This is a genomic window from Kitasatospora sp. NPDC022785 (genome assembly GCF_055561295.1).
Genome location: NZ_JBVHHB010000004.1, coordinates 262,453 through 280,952, shown reverse-complemented (window position 1 = coordinate 280,952; position 18,500 = coordinate 262,453). Strand labels below are relative to the sequence as shown.

Genomic DNA, 18,500 nt, shown 5'->3' with positions numbered 1-18,500 from the left:
CCGGCATCGGGGTTTGTGGGGCCGAAGTGTCGGGAAATCGACAAAGCGTCGAAGCAATTTCGTCGGCTTCGGTTCCGCCTCGCCGAAATCGGCCGGGGCAGGTGTACGCGGGTTGCGGGTGATGCGACGATGGGACACATGGGGGACGGTGCACGGCTGCTGATCGGCCGTCGGATCCGGCGCGTCCCCTGGGGGTCCCCCTGGCCGAAGGCCGGGGGCAAATGCCGCGGCACTCTGGGGGAGCGGGAGTCGGCATGAGGCTGATCGGCAGGAACGGACCAGGAGCCAAGCCCGCTGCGGCCACCGAGGCGGACACCGACGCCTGGGCGGAGAGCCCCGAGAACCACCCCGGCGCACTGCCCGCCCAGCGCACCAGCGGCCTGACCGAGCGTCGGCCCTCCGGAAGCGGCTACGGCCCCGACAGTCTGGTGCACGTCTCCGCCCGTCAGTTCGCCGCCGCCATCGGCCCGTACGGTGCCATGACCGAAGCCGCCGACGGGGAGGACGGCCGCGACCCGGCCGCCCCCGACGCGGCCGGATTCGACTCCGCCAGCTTCGAGACCGCGCTGGCCGCCCGCGAGCAGGCCGCCCTGGAGTCCCGGCACCGTCAGGCCGCCGACGACGGCGACCCGGACGCCGCCGGCCGCCTCGGCACCCTGCTGCTGCGCCGCGGCGACCTGGAGGACGCCGAACCGTACCTGCGCAGCGCCGCCGCCGCCGGGCTGCGCGCCGCCGCCAACAACCTCGGCGTGCTGTTGCACCAGCAGGGCCACCGGGCGGAGGCCGCCCAGTGGTGGCGGCAGGCCGCGGTCGCCGGCAGCGCGCCCGCCGCGCACGCCCTCGGCCTCCAGCTGCGCGACCAGGGCGAGGAGGAGGCCGCCGAATACTGGCTGCACTTCGCCGCCGACCACGGCCACCCGCTCGGGGCCTACGCGCTGGGCGACCTGATGGAGCACCGGCGCGACGTGCGCGCCGAGCGCTGGTTCAAGGTCTCCGCCGACGCCGGGCACCGGGAGGCCGCCTACCGGCTGGCCCGGATGCGCGAGGCCGCCGGGGACAAGGAGACCGCCGAGACCTGGTACCGCACCGCCGCCGCCCGCAGCCACGCCCGTGCCGCGCTGCGGCTCGGTGTGCTGCTGGAGGAGCGTGCCCGCACCGACCAGTCGCTGCTCGACGAGGCCGCCCGCTGGTACCGGCAGTCGGCGCAGAACGGCGAGCCGCGTGCCGCCTGCGCGCTGGGCTTCCTGCTGCGCGACTCCGGGGACGTCACCGCCGCCGCCGAGTGGTGGCAGGAGGCAGCCGAGGCCGGTGACGGCAACGCCGCCAACGCCCTCGGTGCGTTGCACGCCTCCCGCGGCGAGGCCGCCGAGGCCGAGCGCTGGTACCGCAGCGCGCTGGACGCCGGCGACCAGAACGGCGCCTTCAACCTCGGCCTGCTCTGCGCCGGTGCCGGCCGCGACCAGCAGGCCGAGCAGTGGTACCGCCGCGCCGCGTACGCCGGGCACCGGGAGGCCTGCAACGCGCTGGCCGTGGTGCTGCTCCAGCGCGGCGACGAGTCCGGCGCCGAGCCGTGGTTCTCCAAGGCCGCCGAGGCCGGCAGCGTGGACGGCGCCTTCAACCTGGGCGTCCTGCACGCCGGGCGCGGCGAGCACCGGCAGGCGCAGGAGTGGTACGCGCGCGCCGCCGCCGAGGGGCACGGCGAGGCGGCGCTCCAGCTGGCCGTGGTCCAGGAGCAGCGTGGCAACCTGGCGGGAGCGCTGGAGCGCTACCGGCAGGCGGCGGCGGGCGGTTCGGCGGAGGGCGCGTTCCGGCTGGCCTCGGTGCTGGACCGGCGCGGCGACGCCGACGAGGAGGCCGAGCACTGGTACGCGGTCGCGGCCGACGCCGGCCACCGGCGGGCGCAGGTGCGGATGGGCGTGCGGGCGGCGGAGCGCGGTGCGCTGGAGATCGCGGAGAGCTGGTACCGGCGGGCGGCCGAGGCGGGCAGCCGCAGTGCGGCGTTCAACCTGGGGCTGCTGCTGGCCCGGCAGGACAGCGAGGCCGAGGCGATGCTCTGGTACACGCGGGCCGCGGACGCGGGCCACGGCCGGGCGGCGCTGCGGCTGGCCCTGTTGGCGCTGCGCCGGGGCGAGCCGGTGCAGGCGGAGAACTGGTGCCGGCGGGCCGCGGACTACGGCCCGGCCGAGGTCGCGGAGCGCGCCGGGCGGCTGCTGGGCGCGCTGCACGCGGAGTTGAGCGCGTAACGGACGCGCGCGACGTGCGGGGCCGGGTGTCGCGACGGACGGTGCGCGACGTGCGGGGCCGGGCGGTGCGTCAGCCCCTGTTCGTACAGTCCGGGCAGAGGCCCCGGTAGGTGATCTCGGCGCCGGAGAGCGTGAAGCCGAACCGCTCGGAGGCGGGCAGGGCGGCCAGCGGGTCGCCCAGCGGGTGGACGTCACGGATCGCGCCGCAGCCGGAGCAGACCAGGTGCTGGTGGGCGTGGTGCGCGTTGGGGTCGTAGCGCTTGGCCCGGCCGTCGGTGGCGACCTCCAGGATCTCGCCGAGGCCGACCAGCTCGCCGAGCGTGTTGTAGACCGTCGCGCGGCTGATCTCGGGCAGGCGCGTCACGGCGCGGGCGTGCACCTCGTCCGCCGTGAGGTGGACGTGCTCCCCGTCGAGGACCTCGGCCACGACCCGGCGCTGCGAGGTCAGCCGCCATCCGCGGCCGCGAAGTCGTTCCAGCAGGTCACTCATGGGGACAGGGTAAGTGACACTCCGAGTCTGGTTCCAGTGTTGACTTAGACAAAGTCCAAGTTAGGATCGAGTCCGTCACGGACCGGACCACGCGGAGGCACCCTCTTATGACGACCCAGGACGAGCTGCGCCCCACCCTCACCACGGAGGCGGGTGCCCCCGTCGCCGACAACCAGAACACCGAGACCGCCGGCCTCGGCGGTCCGGCGCTGATCCAGGACCAGCAGCTGTTCGAGAAGCTCGCGCACTTCAACCGCGAGCGCATCCCGGAGCGCGTGGTGCACGCCCGCGGCGCGGCGGCGTACGGCACCTTCACGGTGACCGCCGACGTCACCGCCTACACCCGGGCGGGCTTCCTCTCCGAGGTCGGCAAGCAGACCGAGACCTTCCTGCGGTTCTCCACCGTGGCCGGCAACCTCGGCTCCGCCGACGCCGTCCGCGACCCGCGCGGTTTCGCGCTGAAGTTCTACACCGAGGAGGGCAACTACGACCTCGTCGGCAACAACACCCCGGTGTTCTTCATCAAGGACGCCGTCAAGTTCCCCGACTTCATCCACACCCAGAAGCGGGACCCGTACACCGGCTCGCAGGAGGCGGACAACGTCTGGGACTTCTGGGGCCTCTCGCCCGAGTCGACCCACCAGGTGACCTGGCTCTTCGGTGACCGCGGCATTCCGGCCACCTACCGCCACCTCAACGGCTACGGCTCGCACACCTACCAGTGGCAGAACGAGGCCGGCGAGCACTTCTGGGTCAAGTACCACTTCAAGACCGACCAGGGCATCAGGAACCTGACGGCCGAGGAGGCGGCGAAGCTCGCGGGCGAGGACCCGGACAGCCACCAGCGCGACCTGCGCGAGGCCATCGAGCGCGGCGAGTTCCCGAGCTGGACGGTGCAGGTCCAGATCATGCCGGCGGCGGACGCGGCCCAGTACCGCTTCAACCCGTTCGACCTGACCAAGGTCTGGCCGCACGCGGACTACCCGCCGATCGAGATCGGCAAGCTGGAGCTGAACCGCAACCCCGACAACATCTTCGCCGAGGTCGAGCAGTCGATCTTCTCCCCGGCGCACTTCGTGCCCGGCATCGGCCCGTCCCCGGACAAGATGCTGCAGGGCCGCCTGTTCGCCTACGCGGACGCCCACCGCTACCGCGTCGGCATCAACGCCGACCACCTGCCGGTGAACCGCCCGCACGCCACCGAGGCGCGCACCAACAGCCGCGACGGCCACCTGTACGACGGCCGTCACGGCCGTCAGAAGAACTACGAGCCCAACACCTTCGGCGGCCCGGTCCAGACCGGCCGTCCGCTCTGGGCCCCGACCGCCGTCACCGGCGCCACCGGCACCCACGAGGCGCCCTCGCACAGCGAGGACAACGACTTCGTGCAGGCCGGCAACCTGTACCGGCTGTTCTCCGAGGACGAGAAGCAGCGCCTGATCACCAACCTGGCCGGCTTCATCGCCAAGGTCTCGGCCGACCGCGACGACATCGTCGAGCGGGCGGTCGAGAACTTCCGCAAGGCCGACGCCGACTACGGCCTGCGGCTGGAGGCCGCGGTGCGGGAGCTGCGCAAGCAGCAGTAGCGGCACCCCGATGAGCAGCGGGCCCGTCCCGGCCGGATGACCGGTCGGAACGGGCCCGCACCCATGTCCGGGGCGCCGGGCCGCCCGTTCCGGCCGGGGCCGGGAGGGCGAGGCGCAGCGTCAGACGCTGAGGCGGCGCAGCGCCTCGTCGTGCAGCAGGCCGTTGGAGGCCACCGCGTCGGCGCCGCCCGGGCCCGGGACGCCGTCCAGGCCGGTGAAACGGCCGCCGGCCTCCTCGACGATGACGCAGTTGGCGGCCATGTCCCACAGGGAGAGCTCGGGCTCGGCGGCGATGTCCACCGCGCCCTCGGCGACCATCATGTACGACCAGAAGTCGCCGTAGGCGCGGGTGCGCCAGCAGGCCCGGGTGAGGTCCAGGAACGGGTCGAGCCGGCCGCGGTCCTCCCAGCCGGAGAGCGAGGAGTAGGAGAACGAGGCGTCCTCGATCCGGGAGACCCCGGAGACGTGGATCCGGCTCGCCTTGGCCAGGCTGCGGCCGGCGAAGGCGCCGAGGTCCTTGGCCGCCCACCAGCGGCGGTTCAGCGCGGGGGCGGAGACGATGCCGACCACCGGGCGCTCGACGCCGTCCGGGCCGTCCTCCAGCAGCGCGATCAGGGTGGCCCAGACCGGCACGCCGCGGATGTAGTTCTTGGTGCCGTCGATCGGGTCGATCACCCAGCGGCGCGGGCCGGAACCCTGCAGGCCGAACTCCTCGCCGAGCACCGCGTCGCGCGGCCGGGCGCGCTGGAGCACCCCGCGCACCAGCTCCTCGGCGGCCTTGTCGGCGTCGCTGACGGGGGTGAGGTCGGGCTTGGTCTCGATCTTCAGGTCGAGGGCGCGGAAGCGCTCCAGGGTGACCGAGTCGGCCGAGTCGGCGAGGACATGGGCGAGTCGGAGATCGTCGTGGTAGTCGGCCATGGCCAAGACCCTAGCGAGCCCGCCCGGATCGGCCCAGTCGGGCTCGCGGAGCGGACGGAAACGTTCCGCCGCGAGTCGGAGGGCCGCCCCGAAGCCGCCCCGCCCGCTCCCCGAGCCGAAGCCCCGCCCGGAGCCACCCGGAGCCCCCCGAGCCCGGTCCGCCGGCGGGCGGGCGGGACTCAGTGCGCCGAGCCGCTGAGCTGCAGTCCGATCACGCCGGCGATCACCAGCGAGATCGACACCAGCTTGAGCACCGACGTGGTCTCGTCCAGGAAGACCATGCCGTAGATCGCGGTGCCGGCCGCACCGATGCCGGTCCAGACCGCGTACGCGGGGCCGACCGGCAGGCTCCTGAGGGAGAGGGTGAGCAGACCGAAGCTGCTGAGGGCGAAGACGCAGAAGCTGATGGTGGGCCAGAGCTTGGTGAAACCGTCACTGAGCTTGAGGTTGATCGCGAAGCCGGTCTCCAGGAGGCCGGCCAGGATCACCAGGGCCCATGCCATCGCTTGCTCTCCCTGTCGATCGACGGGTCGGGCGGTGATCCGGCCCGACTTTCCTATGATCACCAGGCTGGCCCGCTCCGACACCTCGAACGCGCGAAATCGGCCGGGGCCGCCCGCCGTCAGTCGCCCTCGCCCTCCTTGCTCGCGAGCAGGCGGCGCAGCGAGTAGAGCCGGGCGGGATCGGCGTGGCCGTCCGCGACCCAGGCGTCCAGCGCGCAGTCCTGCTCGTCGTGGCTGCACGCGCGGGGGCACTCGGTGGTGCCCGGTTCCAGGTCGGGGAAGGCGTGGATGACCCGGGCCGGGTCGATGTGCGAGAGGCCGAAGGAGCGGAACCCCGGGGTGTCGATCACCCAGCCCGGGTCGAGCGCCTTCTTCGAGCCCGGCTTGGCGCCCGGGGGCGGCGGCAGCCGCAGCGCCAGCGCCGAGACGGTGGTGTGCCGGCCGCGGCCGGTCACCGCGTTGACGTGCCCGGTGCTCCGCTGGTGCAGCGGCACCAGCGCGTTGACCAGCGTGGTCTTGCCCACCCCGGAGTGCCCGATGAAGACCGTCGAGCGTCCGCGCAGGTGCGTGCGGACCGCCTCGGCGCCCTCGGTGGCCAGCTCGTCCCGCCGGGTCACGACGTAGTTGATGCCGAGCGGGGCGTAGGACTCCAGCAGCGGCCCGGCCGGGGCGAGGTCGGACTTGGTGAGCACCAGCAGCGGCTCCATGCCGGCGTCGTACGCGGCCACCAGACAGCGGTCGATCAGCCGGGGCCGGGGCTCCGGGTCGGCCAGCGCGGTGACGATGGCCAGCTGCTCGGCGTTGGCGACGACGATCCGCTCGTACGGGTCGTCGTCGTCCGCGGTGCGCCGCAGGACGGAGCTGCGCTCCTCGACCCGGACGATCCGGGCCAGGGTGTCGGCGTCCCCGGAGAGGTCGCCGACGATGTTGACGATGTCACCCACGACGACGCCCTTGCGGCCCAGCTCACGGGCCTTCATGGCGACGATCTCGCGCTCCTGCTTCGTCCCGGCGTCCAGCAGGCAGGTCAGCCGGCCGCGGTCGACGGTGAGCACCATCGCCTCGGCCGCGTCCTCGTGCTTGGGGCGGATCCGGGTCCGCGGCCGGGATCCCCGGCGCGCGGGGCGGTTGCGGATGTCGTCCTCGTCGGCGTCCTTGCCGTAGCGGCGCATGTGCCCAGTCTCCCGCTCAGCCGCCCGCCACTGTCCCGGTGAGCAGCTCGTCCCACATCTTCGGGAAGTCCGGCAGGGTCTTGGCCGTGGTGGCCACGTTCTCCACCTGGACGCCCTCGACGGCGAGGCCGATCACCGCGGCGGCGGTGGCCAGGCGGTGGTCCTCGTAGGTGTGGAAGATGCCGCCGTGCAGCTTGCGGGGGCGGATCCGCAGGCCGTCCTCGGTCTCGGTGACGTCGCCGCCGAGGTCGTTGATCTCCTTGGCGAGCGCGGCCAGCCGGTCGGTCTCGTGCAGCCGCAGGTGGGCGATGCCGTAGAGGTGGGACTCGGTGTCGGCGAGGGCCGCGACGGCCGCGATCACCGGGGTCAGCTCGCCGACGTCGTGCAGGTCGGCCTCGATGCCGTGGATCCGGCCGGTGCCGGTGAACTGCAGGCCCTCGTCGGTGAACTCGCAGACGCCGCCCATCTGCGTGTAGATGTCGCGCAGCTGGTCGCCGGGCTGGGTGGTGTGCTTCGGCCAGTCGCGGACGGTGACCCGGCCGCCGGTGACCAGCGCGGCGGCGAAGAACGGCGCAGCGTTGGAGAGGTCCGGCTCGACCACCATGTCGCGGCCGATCAGGGCGCCGGGGGTGACCCGCCAGACGTCCTTCTCGCCGCCGTCCTCGGGGGCGTCGACCTGGGCGCCGGCCAGCCGCAGCATCTCGACCGTCATCCGGATGTGCGGCAGCGAGGGCACCGGGCCGCCGACGTGGCGGACCTCCACACCCTGGTTGTAGCGGGCCCCGGAGAGCAGCAGGGCGGAGACGAACTGGGAGGAGGACGAGGCGTCCAGCTCCACCGGGCCGCCGTCCAGCGCTCCGGTGCCGTGCACGGTGAGCGGGAAGGCGCCGCGGCCGCCGTCGTCGATCCGGGCGCCGAGCGCGCGCAGGGCGTTGATCACGCCGTGCTGCGGGCGCTCGTAGCTGCGCGGGTCGCCGTCGAAGTGGACCGGGCCGTCGGCGAGGACGGCCAGCGGAGGCAGGAAGCGCATGACCGTTCCGGCGTTGCCGACGTCCACCGAGGCCGGGCCGCGCAGCGCGGGCGCGGGGATGACCCGCCAGGCCTCGCCGCCGCCGGTGCCGCCGGCGTCGTTGTTGACCTGCTCCTCGATGCCGACACCGAGGGCCCGCAGGCCGTCGGCCATCAGCTGGGAGTCGCGGCTGCGCAGCGGGCGCCGCACCCAGCCGGGCTCGTCGGCGAGCGCCGCCAGCACCAGGGCCCGGTTGGTGACCGACTTGGAGCCGGGGATGGTGACGGTGGCGTCAACAGGGGTGGTCGCGACGGGGGCGGGCCACAGGGTCTCGGTCATGGGGCAAGTTTAGGGGCCGTAAGGGAACTGTCCGCGCGGCGGCCGGATGGCGGGACGGTGACTCGCCCGCCCGCCTCCGGGCGCTCGGACTCGGCGCCGACGCTCTTCCCGCCGGCGCTCTCTCCTGCGTCGGTCGCTTGTCGCTCATCACTTTCGGCACCGGCGCGCCCTTCGGCTCGGGACGGTGACTCGCCCGTCCGCCTCCGGGCGCTAGCCCGTGGGCAGCAGCCAGCTCGCGCCGAGGGCCAGGCAGGCCAGGGCGGTGACCAGGAAGAGGGTGATCCAGGCGAGGCCGGGGACGCCGGTGAGCCGGGCCAGCTGGTCGGCGTCGGAGTCGCGGGCCTGGCCGCGCCGGCGCTGGTACTGCAGCTCCAGGACCGGCCGGACGGCGCCGAGCAGCAGGAACCAGGTGCCGAGGTAGGCGAAGCCGGCCTGCACCCCGGCGGTGCCGAACCACGAGACCAGGAAGAACGCGGCGCCGGCCAGCAGGACGCTGAGGAAGCCGAAGGCGTTGCGGATCCGGACCAGCAGGGCCAGCAGCAGTGCGATGGCCAGCCAGAGCAGCAGGGTGATCCGGCCGGTGGCGAGCAGTGCGGCGAAGCCGAGGCCGAGCAGGGCCGGGGTGGTGTAGCCGGCGGCGGCGGTGAGCACCATGCCCGGGCCGGTGGGGCGGCCGTACGAGAGTGTGAGGCCGGAGGTGTCGGAGTGCAGCCGGATGCCGGCCAGCTTGCGGCGGGTGGCGCGCGCGGCCAGGCCGTGTCCGCCCTCGTGGGCGATGGTCACGGCGTTGCGGGCGATCCGCCAGAGCGGGCGGACGGCGACCAGGAGCAGGGCTGCGGCGCCGGCGGCCAGGGCGAGCCAGCCGGGCGGGCCCGGCTGGGTGCCGGTGACGCGGTCCCACACCTCGCCGATGTTCTGTACGTCCATGTCTCTCTCCGCCTCCGTCCGGCCGTGCCCGGGCCGGCCGCGTCGCGGTCTCCGGGGGTGGCAGCCTCCCATGCGGGGACGGCCGGGCGGGAGGCCGCGGTTCGCTCCGTGGGATGAGGAAGTGGTGAGAACGGGGGCATGGCAAGCTGACGGCATGTGCGGTCGCTTCGCCTCCAGCAGCAAGCCCGAGGACCTTCTGGAGCTCTTCGGCGTCCGGCAGTGGGACCCGGCCGAGACGCTGGCCCCCAGCTGGAACGTCGCCCCCACCGAGAGCGCCTTCGTGGTGCTGGACCGGGCGCCCAAGGGGGAGGCGGCGCCGGTGCGGCAGCTGCGGGTGCTGCGCTGGGGCCTGGTGCCGGCCTGGGCGAAGTCGCCGGAGACGGCGGTGAAGATGATCAACGCCCGCTCGGACACGGTGCACGAGAAGCCCTCGTACCGGCAGGCCTTCGCGTCCCGGCGGTGCATCCTGCCGGTCGACGGCTACTACGAGTGGCAGACGCTGCCCGGCGAGCGCGGCAAGCCGAAGAAGAAGCCGTTCTTCGTCTCCCGGGCGGACGGCGCCCCGCTGGCGCTGGCCGGGCTGTACGAGTTCTGGCGCAACCGGACGGTGCCCGCCGGCCACCCGGAGGCCTGGCTGGTGACCTTCACGATCGTCACCACCGAGGCCGAGGAACTGCTCGCCCCGATCCACGAGCGGATGCCGCTCTTCCTGGACCGGGAGTCCTTCGACGACTGGCTGGACCCGGGGCTCAGTGACCCGGACGAGCTGCGCCGGCTGCTGATACCCCCGCGGCCCGGCGCCCTGCTGGCCACTCCGGTCTCACCGGCGGTCGGCAGCATCCGCAACAACGGCCCCGAGCTGACCCGGCCGTGGGACGAGCCCGAGTACGAGACCACGCTGTTCTGAACTCCCCTGGAGCACCTGCGCGATGACCACCGAACTCGTCCCGACGCCCGCCGGGGACGCCCGGATCACCTGGCACCGCGCGGCCGCCCCGAGGGCGGTGGTGGCGCTCGGGCACGGCGCCGGCGGGGGGATCGGGGCGCGCGACCTGGTGGCGCTGGCCGCCGCGCTGCCGGCCCGGGGGATCACCGTGGCGCTGGTCGAGCAGCCCTGGCGGGTGGCCGGGAAGCGCCTCGGGCCCGCGCCGAAGACGCTGGACGCGGCCTGGACCCCGGTCGCCGGACTGCTGGCCGGCCAGGGGGTGCCGCTGGTGGTCGGCGGGCGCAGCGCCGGGGCCCGGGTGGCCTGCCGGACGGGTGCGGCGACCGGCGCGGCCGGGGTGGTGGCGCTGGCCTTCCCGCTGCATCCGCCGGGCAGGCCGGAGAAGAGCCGGGCGGAGGAGCTGCTGGAGTCCGGGCTGCCGACGCTGGTGGTGCAGGGCGCGGCGGATCCGTTCGGCGGCCCGGACGAGTTCCCGGAGCTGCCGGCGGGGCACACGCTGGTGCGGCTGCCGTACGGGAACCACGGCTTCGAGGTGCCGAAGCGGGCGCCGGTGGGGCAGGACGAGGTGCTGGATCTGATCACCGGGGCGGTCGGCGACTGGGTGCTCGGGCTGGTCTAGCCGCACCGCCGGGCAGCGCGGACGGGCCGGTGCCGCACCCTCACCCGTGCGGGTGAAAAGCCGCCGGAGGGCGGGAATGCGGGCGCCGTCGCCGTGGTTGACACCCCTGTCAGCTTGAGTCCGGGTGGAAGGCAGCACAGATGGGTTCGATCGCGTGCCCCGAGCGGCCGGAGGAGCGCGAGGCCGCCGCGGCCTTCGCCCCTACGTGGTCCGACTGGATTGTCGCGGGCGAGAAGCCCGTCAGCCCGATATCCTCCATTTCGGGGCGGCCCGCGGTGGGTCGCGCCCGCCATGGCGAGGAGGTGGGTCCGGTCGTCGGGACCGAGCACGAGGCCGAGCCGGGCCGGGGCCCGGAGGAGAGCCTGCCCGCGGGGGAGGCGCTCACCGGTGAGGAGCTGGCCGAGGCGATCGGTGAGGACACCTTCCGGGTGTCGGCGGAGGAGAGCGAGGAGGCCCGGCGGGAGCGCTTCGAGCGCGACGCCCTGGGCTACCTGGATCCGATGTACTCGGCGGCGCTGCGGATGACCCGCAACCCGGCCGATGCGGAGGACCTCCTCCAGGAGGCGTTCGCGAAGGCGTACGCGTCCTTCCACCAGTTCCGCGAGGGCACCAACCTCAAGGCCTGGCTGTACCGCATCCTCACCAACACGTTCATCAACTCGTACCGCAAGAAGCAGCGGGAGCCCCAGCGCACCGCCGCCGAGGAGATCGAGGACTGGCAGCTGGCCCGGGCCGAGTCGCACATGTCGACCGGTCTGCGCTCGGCGGAGACCCAGGCGCTCGACCACCTCCCGGACAGCGACGTGAAGGACGCCCTCCAGGCCATCCCGGAGGAATTCCGTATCGCCGTCTATCTCGCGGACGTAGAGGGCTTTGCGTACAAGGAGATCGCGGACATCATGGGTACTCCCATCGGTACGGTGATGTCCCGACTGCACCGCGGCCGCCGGCAGCTGCGCGGCATGTTGGAGGACTACGCCCGTGAGCGCGGGCTGGTTCCGGCCGGCAGCGGGGCAGGGCAGGAAGCGAAGGGCTCGGGTTCATGAGTTGCGGCGATCCGCACGACACCGAGTGTGGCGAGGTCCTCGACCACCTCTATGAATTCCTCGACAACGAGATGGCCGAGGGTGACTACGCCAAGTTGCGCGTGCACTTCGAGGAGTGCTCGCCGTGCCTGGAGAAGTACGGGCTCGAGCAGGCCATCAAGGCGCTGATCAAGCGCTGCTGCGGGTGCGACGACACCCCGGCCGACCTTCGCGGCAAGGTGCTGGCCAGGATCGACTCGATCCGGGCCGGGCAGCGGTCCGGAGAGGCGGTCGTCGCCGTCGACCCCACGGTCGAGGCGCACGGCGAGGCCGGTCAGGGCCGGAAGGCCCCGGCCGAGGAGACCGCCGAGCCGGCGGCCCGGCCGGGTACCCCGGTCGAGGCGGGCGCTCCGGCGGAGTGAGCGGGCCCGCCCGTCGTACGGCGGACGGTTCACCTGAGGACCAGACGGCCCCCGGAGCACGTGCTCCGGGGGCCGCCCCCTTTCTGCTTGCGTGCGCCGTCACTCGTTCGAGTGAGTTGGCGGTGCGCCAACTGCGGCATTCCGCGATCATGCGTCGCTGCGCCGGAACGGCGGCCTATCCTCCTGACGGACACTCACCGTCGGTTGCCCCGGCGCGCTGAGCGCAGAGCGGGCCAGGACGCGGGGAGGTCGAGATCGCTACCGACAGTGGAGACGCGGACCTGCCCCCGGGCGCGGCGCGCTACCTGGTGGCCGTCCCCGTGGCGGCGCTCTGCTGCCTGTTGCCGCTGCTGGCCGCACCGCTCCCGCTGGGGGTTCCGCGCTGGCTCGGCGCACCCGTCGACTGGCCCAAGGTCGGGCTGCTGGCCTTCCTGCACGGGTGCTGGGAGTCGCTCGCCCAGGGGCTGCCCACGCCCTGCCTGAGGCTGGTCCGCACCCTGCTGCGCCGGCCGCTGCCCGACCGGGCCCCGGCCCGGCCGTGCGCCAACGCCTTCTTCCCGGTGCTGTTCGCCGGGGTGCTGATGCTGCCGCCGGCCGCCGCCGCGCTGGTCGCGGTGGCGCCCTCACTGCTCGGCCCCGTCGAACCGGACGGCCGGCGGCGGCAGTTCTGGAACGGTTCCCAGCTCGCACTCTCCGCCTTCGCCTCCTCGGTGGTCTTCCACCTGCTCGCCGGGCCGCAACTGCTGCTCGGCTCCCGGTTCCCGGCCGCGCTGCTGCCCGGATTCGCCGCGCTCGCCGTGTTCTGCCTGGTCAACGGCGTCCTGGTGGGCGGCATGCTGGTCCTGGCCGAGGGCCGGCAGCCGGTCGTGCTGCTGCGCGGCCCTGCCGCCGCGATCGGACTGCCGGTGCTGGTGCACGCGGCCGGCGGGCTGATGGTCGCGGTGCTCTGGCAGGGCCCCTACGGGGCCTTCGCGGCGCTGCTGGCACTGCTGCCGCTCTCCATCTCGGCCTGGGTGTTCGCCCAGGGCCACCGCGAGCGGGACGCCCACCAGGCCACCGTCCAGGCGCTGGTCCAGGCCGTCGAGATCAAGGACGCCTACACCCGCGGGCACAGCGAACGGGTCGGCAGGGCCGCGGTGCTGATCGCCGATCAGCTCGGCATGGAGTCCGAGCGGCTGCGCACCCTGCGGTTCGCGGGCATCCTGCACGACGTCGGCAAGCTCGGGGTCGCCACCGAACTGCTGCGCAGAAACGGTCCCCTCACCGAGGTCGAGCGGCGGGCCGTCGAGGTGCACCCGGTGCACGGGTACGAGCTGGTCCGCGGGATCGCCTTCCTCGGGGAGGCGCACGCGGGGATCCTGCACCACCACGAGCGGATGGACGGCCGGGGCTACCCGAGCGGGCTGGTGGGCGAGCAGATCCCCGAGTTCGCCCGGATCATCTCCGTCGCCGACGCCTTCGACTCGATGACCTCCACCCGCTCCTACCGCCGCGGCCGGCCGGTCGCCGAGGCGATGGCCGAGCTGGAGCGCTGTTCGGGCAGCCAGTTCGACCCGGTGATGGTCCGGGCGCTGGTCGACGCGCTCTCGGTGCACGACTGGCAGCCGGTGCTGCCGCCGCCCGGCGACTGCATCCGGGCGGTGCCGGACATCCCGCTCGGCGTCCCCGAGCCGGCCCGGGCGGCCCCGCGGCGGGTGCCCGTCCAGGGCGGCACCGTGCCGACGGCCGGTCCGTCGTGATCGCGGCGACCGGCGGCGCGCGGCCGCACCGGCGGGCTCACCGGAGAGGAGCGCCGGGCGGGCCCCGGCTGCTGCGGCCCGGCGGGCCCCGCCCGGGGGCGGGGGCGGTGCACGGGGGCACGCTGGCGGTGCACGGCGGGGCGCTCGCGCTGCTGGCCCTGGCGTTCGCGGCGGTGGCGATGCGCGGGATCGCCGAGCCCGGGGTGGCCGTGGCCTTCACGGTGCTGATCGCGCTCGGCGAGTGCGTCCGGATCACCCTTCCGGGCGACCGCGAGCAGGCGCCGATCGGGGCGGCCGGCGCGCTCGCGTACGCGCTGCTCGGGCCGCTGCGCGGGCTGCCGACCGCGCACGGTGTGCTCCAGGTGGTCGCGGTGACCGGGGTCGGACTGCTGCTCGCGCTGCTGCCGGCCGTCGTCCTGCCGCACGGAGCCCGGCGGCACCGGCACGCGCCCTGGCGGGACCGGGCGCGGCGCGACGGCGCCGCCCGGCGGCTGCTCGGCGCGGGCTTCGCGGCCGCGATCTTCCAGCCCCTCTACAACAGCGGACTGGTGGACCGGATCTCGGCGGACGGCCCCGCGTACGGGGTGTTCCTGACCCTGGTGGCCGCGCTGGCCGCGCTCTGGGACGCCACCCTGGCGGCGGTGCTGCGGCGGGACCGGAGCGGGCTGCGGTTCCCGGCGGCGCTGGAGGACGAGCTGCGGTCGCTGTTCGGGATCGGCACCGCGATCACCGCCACCGGGTTGCTGGTCAGCCTGGCCGCGGGCGAGGTCGGGCTCTGGGCGCTGCCGCTGTTCTGCACGCCGCTGCTGCTGGCCCAGGTCTCGTTCCGGCGGGCCGCCGCCGTCCGGGCCACCACGGGGCAGACCATCGCCAGCCTGGCCCGGGCCACCGAGGTGGCCGGCTACACCCCGCCCGGCCACGCCCGGCGGGTCGCCGACACGGCGTGCGCCGTCGGGCGCGAGCTGGGGCTGGGCACCCGTGAGCTCGCCCTGCTGGAGTACGCGGCGCTGATGCACGACGTCGGCCAGCTGTCGCTGGTCGAGCCGGTGCCGGACGGGGCGACGGCGCTGCTGCCGGAGGAGGAGCAGCAGCGGATCGCCCGGCTGGGGAGCGAGGTGATCCGGCGGACGGGGGTGCCGCGGCAGGTGGCCGAGCAGGTCGCCCGGCTGGCGGATCCGTGGTGCGGGCGGCCGGAGGGCGGGTCGGACGGAGGTGCGCAGGAGGTGCCGCTGGCGGCGCGGATCATCCGGGTGGCCAACGCGCACGACGACCTGCTGACGGCGGCGCGGGGGCGCGGGCTGGGGGAGGCGGTGGGGCGGCTGGAGGTGCTGGAGGTGCTGCGGCTGGGGCGGGGGCGGGTCTACGACGCCCGGGTGGTCGACGCGTTGGTCCGGGTCCGGGGGTAGGGCCCCGGGGGCGCCCGCGCGGAGCAGTGTGCGGGGAATGCGCGGGAGAGTGCGGCCCGCTGGGGTTGAGGCGGGGCGGTGGGGCGGGCAGGCTGGGTAGGGGCGGGCCGGTGGCGGGGGCAACCGCGGGCGGTGGGGAGCGCGGGCGGTGGCGGGCGTGGTTGGATGCGGTCGTAGCGTGGAACACCGACCCGGGACACCGGGCCCGTGACGCGGGAGCGGATGCGGGACTTGAGCGGACGACGACGGCAGGGACGAACGTGAGGATCTTCCACCGGGCACGGCACCGGCCGTCCGCCACCTGGCGGCAGACGACCGACCGGGCTTTCACGCTGATCGGCGACGGCCGGTACGAGGACGCGGGTGCCCTGCTGGTGATGGCGGCCGATCTGGAGCCCTGGCTGTCCGACTCGTGGTTCAACCTGGCGCTGCTGCACAAGTTCCGGCGGGACTGGGAGCAGGCGCGGGCTGCCGGGCTGCGCGCGGTGGCGCTGCTGGACCGTGAGCACGGCGCCCCCGACTGGTGGAACCTGGGGATCACCGCGACGGCGCTGCAGGACTGGCCGCTGGCCCGGCGGGCCTGGCAGGCGTACGGGCTGCGGCTGCCGGGCGGGCCCGGGGCGCAGCCGGACGGTCCGGTGAGCCTGGACCTGGGGACGACCCCGGTGCGGCTGTCGCCGGACGGCGAGTCCGAGGTGGTCTGGGGCCGCCGGCTGGACCCGGCCCGGATCGAGGTGCTGTCGATCCCGCTGCCGTCGTCCGGACGCCGCTGGGGCGAGGTGGTGCTGCACGACGGCGCCCCGCACGGTGAGCGGGTGACCGACGGCGTGGCGTACCCGGTGTTCGACGAGATCGAGCTGTGGGCGCCGTCCCCGGTGCCGACGTACGTGGTGCTGTTGCAGGCCGCCACGGCGGCGGACCGGGACGCGCTGGAGCGGCTGGTCGCGGAGGCGGGGTACGCGGCGGAGGACTGGACGTCCTCGGTGCGGCTGCTCTGCCGGGCCTGTTCGGAGAGCCGGATGGCCTCGGACGACGGGCACACCGCCCACCACGATCCGCACGACGACGGGGATGCGGCCCATCCGGGGCACCTGAGCCATCTGAGCCAGGGCGCGGGCGGCATGTCCTGGCTGGTGGAGCGGGAGTGCGGGATCGCGGCCCCGGCCGGTCTGGTGCGGACGCTGCTGGACCGCTGGGTGGCGGCCGCGCCGGGAACGCGGGCGTACCGGGATCTCGAAGAGGTCTGCTGAGCCTGGCCGCTTACCCTTGGTCGGTACGGCCAGACAGTCCACGGAAGCGGAAGATAAGCAGCGATGGCGGAGCAGCACGACCACGAGCACGAGCACGACCACGAGGCGGAGGCGGCCCAGCCGGTGAAGGTGGTCGGTGAGCAGCCGGACCTCTCGAAGGGCACGGCGCGTCCGATCACCGTGTACGGCAACCCGGTGCTGCACCGGGAGGTCAAGGACGTCACCGCGTTCGACGGTGAGCTCTCGGCGCTGATCGACGACATGTTCCAGTCGATGTACGCGGCCGAGGGCGTGGGCCTGGCCGCGAACCAGATCGGCGTGGACCTCAAGGTGTTCGTCTACGACTGCCCGGACGACGATGGCGTGCGCCACATCGGCCACGTCATCAACCCGGTACTGGAGGAGCTGCCGGCCGGCAGCAAGCGCGTGCTGGACGACGGAAACGAGGGCTGCCTCTCGGTGCCGACGGCGTACGCCGAGCTGCCCCGGCCGGACTACGCCGCGGTGACCGGCCAGGACAAGGACGGCAACCCGATCCGGGTCGAGGGCACCGGCTTCTTCGCCCGCTGCCTCCAGCACGAGACGGACCACCTGTACGGGTTCCTCTACATCGACAAGCTGTCGAAGCGGGACCGCAAGGACGCGCTGCGGCAGATGGCCGAGGGCACTCCGCGCTACGCGACGGTGCCGAACGCCTGACGTGTGACGAAAGGGCCGGTGCGCGCGCACCGGCCCTTTCGCGTGGGTGCCTACTGCTGGATGAACAGCCACTCCGGGCCGTAGGTGAAGCGGGGGTCGAGGGGCAGCTTGACGGCGTTGATCTGCTGGGCGGTGTGGCGCATGGAGCCCATCAGCCCGATGGCCGGGAAGATGTCCGCCCCGCTGGGGCCCCAGGCGTCTTCGAGGGCGCGCAGCATGTCGCTGTACTGCTGGTTGAAGGTCCGGAGGAGCTCGGCGGTGGTCGCGTCGGGCTCGTTGCCGGGGGAGTTGGCCCACCCGCCCGCGGGGACCCGGGCGACCGGGGATGTGTCCGGCAGCGGGACGTCGGCGCCGGTGAAGTCGAACTTCTGCGTCTGCTCGTCGAGGACGAGCTTCTTGCCGACGGCGATCTCCTTGAAGGCGTAGTAGTGGGCGAGTTCGCCCGAGGCGCCGGGGAACGGGTTGTCCGGGGAGACGTCGGTCCCCTCGCCCTGGGTCTGGATGATGTGGATGGCGCTCAGCACGTCGTCGATGGTGTTCATCGCGACGATGTCGTTGCCGGCGCCGTGGCCCGACCCGAGCGGGAAGGTCACCTGCCGCTGACCGGTCAGCAGGTGGGCGAACGTGGGGAAGACGTTGGCGATCCGCTGGTAGAAGGCGCCGATCGTGTTGCCGTCGACGGCGAAGGCGAGCGGGTGCTCGGGCTTCTCGATGTCGGAGAAGAGGCCGGCCGACTCGCGGGTCAGCCCGCTGAGGAAGACCTCCAGGCCGGGGTTGACGCCGCCGGGCAGCTGGCCGGGGTACTTCGGGACGGTGGCCGGGTCGGTGAGGACGACGGTGCCGCCGATGCTGGTGAGCATGTTGCAGACCAGGCCGAAGTGCGACATCTCGTCGAAGACGATCTCGCGGATGGTGTGGCGGACCGGCTTGCTGTTGTCCGGGTCGGTGATCGACCAGAGCGCGGTGGCGTACGGCGGGATCGTGGACAGCTCCAGCATGATGGCCCGCTGGAGGGCGTCCTTGAGCTCCTGCTCGGTCCAGTCGTCCTCCGCCATGTTCATGAGCTGGACGATGGCGTCGCTCTGGTAGTCGAGGATTCCGGTCGTCACGGTGGGCCCCTTTCGTTCGGCTGTGGGCCGGACCGTACTTGGGGACGGATCGTGTGCGGACGCATGTCGCCGGTGTGGCCCGGGAGTTCATCCGGACG

Annotated in this window: 17 protein-coding genes; 10 read left to right on the top strand and 7 right to left on the bottom strand. The window is 73.9% G+C overall.

Annotated elements, in window-relative coordinates:
- Nucleotides 1-254: 254 nt before the first annotated feature.
- Nucleotides 255-2,243, top strand: coding sequence for a tetratricopeptide repeat protein (locus tag ACZ3YO_RS09030; protein ID WP_465566780.1), 1,989 nt, complete (start codon nt 255-257; stop codon nt 2,241-2,243).
- A 70-nt stretch (nt 2,244-2,313) separates the two neighbouring features.
- Here ACZ3YO_RS09030 and ACZ3YO_RS09025 read toward each other — a convergent pair whose 3' ends face one another.
- Nucleotides 2,314-2,733, bottom strand: a complete 420-nt coding sequence (locus ACZ3YO_RS09025; protein ID WP_465566777.1) for a Fur family transcriptional regulator — start codon at nt 2,731-2,733, stop codon at nt 2,314-2,316.
- 107 nt (nt 2,734-2,840) lie between these two features.
- On the opposite strand from ACZ3YO_RS09025, the gene ACZ3YO_RS09020 reads away from it, so the two are divergent.
- The gene (locus tag ACZ3YO_RS09020; RefSeq protein WP_465566774.1) at nt 2,841-4,319 is read left to right on the top strand and encodes a catalase; all 1,479 of its coding nucleotides are present in this window, start codon (nt 2,841-2,843) and stop codon (nt 4,317-4,319) included.
- Nucleotides 4,320-4,439: 120 nt separating this feature from the next.
- Here the strand turns inward: ACZ3YO_RS09020 and hisN are convergent, their stop codons facing one another.
- The 5 genes from hisN to ACZ3YO_RS08995 form a co-directional block, all read right to left on the bottom strand.
- Nucleotides 4,440-5,237, bottom strand: a complete 798-nt coding sequence (gene hisN, locus ACZ3YO_RS09015; protein WP_465546268.1) for a histidinol-phosphatase — start codon at nt 5,235-5,237, stop codon at nt 4,440-4,442.
- Between the two features lie 179 nt (nt 5,238-5,416).
- Entirely contained in the window at nt 5,417-5,740 is a 324-nt protein-coding gene (locus ACZ3YO_RS09010) for a DMT family transporter (protein ID WP_465566771.1), read from the bottom strand.
- 119 nt (nt 5,741-5,859) lie between these two features.
- A complete protein-coding gene (gene rsgA / locus ACZ3YO_RS09005; RefSeq protein ID WP_465546271.1) occupies nt 5,860-6,912 on the bottom strand; it encodes a ribosome small subunit-dependent GTPase A in 1,053 nt (350 codons plus the stop codon).
- Nucleotides 6,913-6,928: 16 nt separating this feature from the next.
- Entirely contained in the window at nt 6,929-8,260 is a 1,332-nt protein-coding gene (aroA, locus tag ACZ3YO_RS09000) for a 3-phosphoshikimate 1-carboxyvinyltransferase (protein WP_465546273.1), read from the bottom strand.
- 210 nt (nt 8,261-8,470) lie between these two features.
- Nucleotides 8,471-9,187: a M50 family metallopeptidase gene (locus tag ACZ3YO_RS08995; protein ID WP_465566767.1), complete on the bottom strand. Its 717-nt coding sequence runs from the start codon at nt 9,185-9,187 to the stop codon at nt 8,471-8,473.
- A gap of 154 nt (nt 9,188-9,341) precedes the next feature.
- Between ACZ3YO_RS08995 and ACZ3YO_RS08990 the strand changes: the two genes are divergently transcribed.
- From ACZ3YO_RS08990 to def, 8 genes are all read left to right on the top strand, one after another.
- Entirely contained in the window at nt 9,342-10,094 is a 753-nt protein-coding gene (locus ACZ3YO_RS08990) for an SOS response-associated peptidase (protein ID WP_465566764.1), read from the top strand.
- 22 nt (nt 10,095-10,116) lie between these two features.
- Entirely contained in the window at nt 10,117-10,752 is a 636-nt protein-coding gene (locus ACZ3YO_RS08985; protein ID WP_465566761.1) for an alpha/beta hydrolase family protein, read from the top strand.
- A 302-nt stretch (nt 10,753-11,054) separates the two neighbouring features.
- Nucleotides 11,055-11,798, top strand: coding sequence for a sigma-70 family RNA polymerase sigma factor (locus ACZ3YO_RS08980; RefSeq protein WP_374105976.1), 744 nt, complete (start codon nt 11,055-11,057; stop codon nt 11,796-11,798).
- Nucleotides 11,795-12,199 carry a mycothiol system anti-sigma-R factor gene (rsrA, locus tag ACZ3YO_RS08975; RefSeq protein ID WP_405361299.1) on the top strand — a complete coding sequence of 135 codons (405 nt, stop codon included), beginning with the start codon at nt 11,795-11,797 and terminating at the stop codon, nt 12,197-12,199. The genes ACZ3YO_RS08980 and rsrA overlap by 4 nt, the downstream gene beginning before the upstream one ends.
- A 308-nt stretch (nt 12,200-12,507) precedes the next feature.
- Complete coding sequence (locus ACZ3YO_RS08970; RefSeq protein ID WP_465566758.1) at nt 12,508-13,938, top strand: HD-GYP domain-containing protein; 1,431 nt, start codon at nt 12,508-12,510, stop codon at nt 13,936-13,938.
- A 107-nt stretch (nt 13,939-14,045) separates the two neighbouring features.
- On the top strand, nt 14,046-15,344 hold the full coding sequence (locus ACZ3YO_RS08965) for an HD-GYP domain-containing protein (RefSeq protein ID WP_465566755.1): 1,299 nt from the start codon (nt 14,046-14,048) through the stop codon (nt 15,342-15,344).
- 260 nt (nt 15,345-15,604) lie between these two features.
- Nucleotides 15,605-16,594 carry a tetratricopeptide repeat protein gene (locus tag ACZ3YO_RS08960; protein ID WP_465566753.1) on the top strand — a complete coding sequence of 330 codons (990 nt, stop codon included), beginning with the start codon at nt 15,605-15,607 and terminating at the stop codon, nt 16,592-16,594.
- Between the two features lie 63 nt (nt 16,595-16,657).
- Nucleotides 16,658-17,293 (top strand): peptide deformylase, encoded by a 636-nt coding sequence (def, locus tag ACZ3YO_RS08955; RefSeq protein WP_465566750.1) that lies wholly within the window; start codon nt 16,658-16,660, stop codon nt 17,291-17,293.
- Nucleotides 17,294-17,343: 50 nt separating this feature from the next.
- Here def and ACZ3YO_RS08950 read toward each other — a convergent pair whose 3' ends face one another.
- On the bottom strand, nt 17,344-18,402 hold the full coding sequence (locus ACZ3YO_RS08950; protein WP_465566747.1) for a ferritin-like domain-containing protein: 1,059 nt from the start codon (nt 18,400-18,402) through the stop codon (nt 17,344-17,346).
- Between the last annotated feature and the right edge of the window lie 98 nt (nt 18,403-18,500).

Excerpts from the sequence above, each read along its gene's own strand:
- ACZ3YO_RS09030 (WP_465566780.1), top strand. The coding sequence starts at position 255 with ATGAGGCTGATCGGCAGGAACGGACCAGGAGCCAAGCCCGCTGCGGCC.
- ACZ3YO_RS09025 (WP_465566777.1), bottom strand. The coding sequence starts at position 2,733 with ATGAGTGACCTGCTGGAACGACTTCGCGGCCGCGGATGGCGGCTGACC.
- ACZ3YO_RS09020 (WP_465566774.1), top strand. The coding sequence starts at position 2,841 with ATGACGACCCAGGACGAGCTGCGCCCCACCCTCACCACGGAGGCGGGT.
- hisN (WP_465546268.1), bottom strand. The coding sequence starts at position 5,237 with ATGGCCGACTACCACGACGATCTCCGACTCGCCCATGTCCTCGCCGAC.
- ACZ3YO_RS09010 (WP_465566771.1), bottom strand. The coding sequence starts at position 5,740 with ATGGCATGGGCCCTGGTGATCCTGGCCGGCCTCCTGGAGACCGGCTTC.
- rsgA (WP_465546271.1), bottom strand. The coding sequence starts at position 6,912 with ATGCGCCGCTACGGCAAGGACGCCGACGAGGACGACATCCGCAACCGC.
- aroA (WP_465546273.1), bottom strand. The coding sequence starts at position 8,260 with ATGACCGAGACCCTGTGGCCCGCCCCCGTCGCGACCACCCCTGTTGAC.
- ACZ3YO_RS08995 (WP_465566767.1), bottom strand. The coding sequence starts at position 9,187 with ATGGACGTACAGAACATCGGCGAGGTGTGGGACCGCGTCACCGGCACC.
- ACZ3YO_RS08990 (WP_465566764.1), top strand. The coding sequence starts at position 9,342 with ATGTGCGGTCGCTTCGCCTCCAGCAGCAAGCCCGAGGACCTTCTGGAG.
- ACZ3YO_RS08985 (WP_465566761.1), top strand. The coding sequence starts at position 10,117 with ATGACCACCGAACTCGTCCCGACGCCCGCCGGGGACGCCCGGATCACC.
- rsrA (WP_405361299.1), top strand. The coding sequence starts at position 11,795 with ATGAGTTGCGGCGATCCGCACGACACCGAGTGTGGCGAGGTCCTCGAC.
- def (WP_465566750.1), top strand. The coding sequence starts at position 16,658 with ATGGCGGAGCAGCACGACCACGAGCACGAGCACGACCACGAGGCGGAG.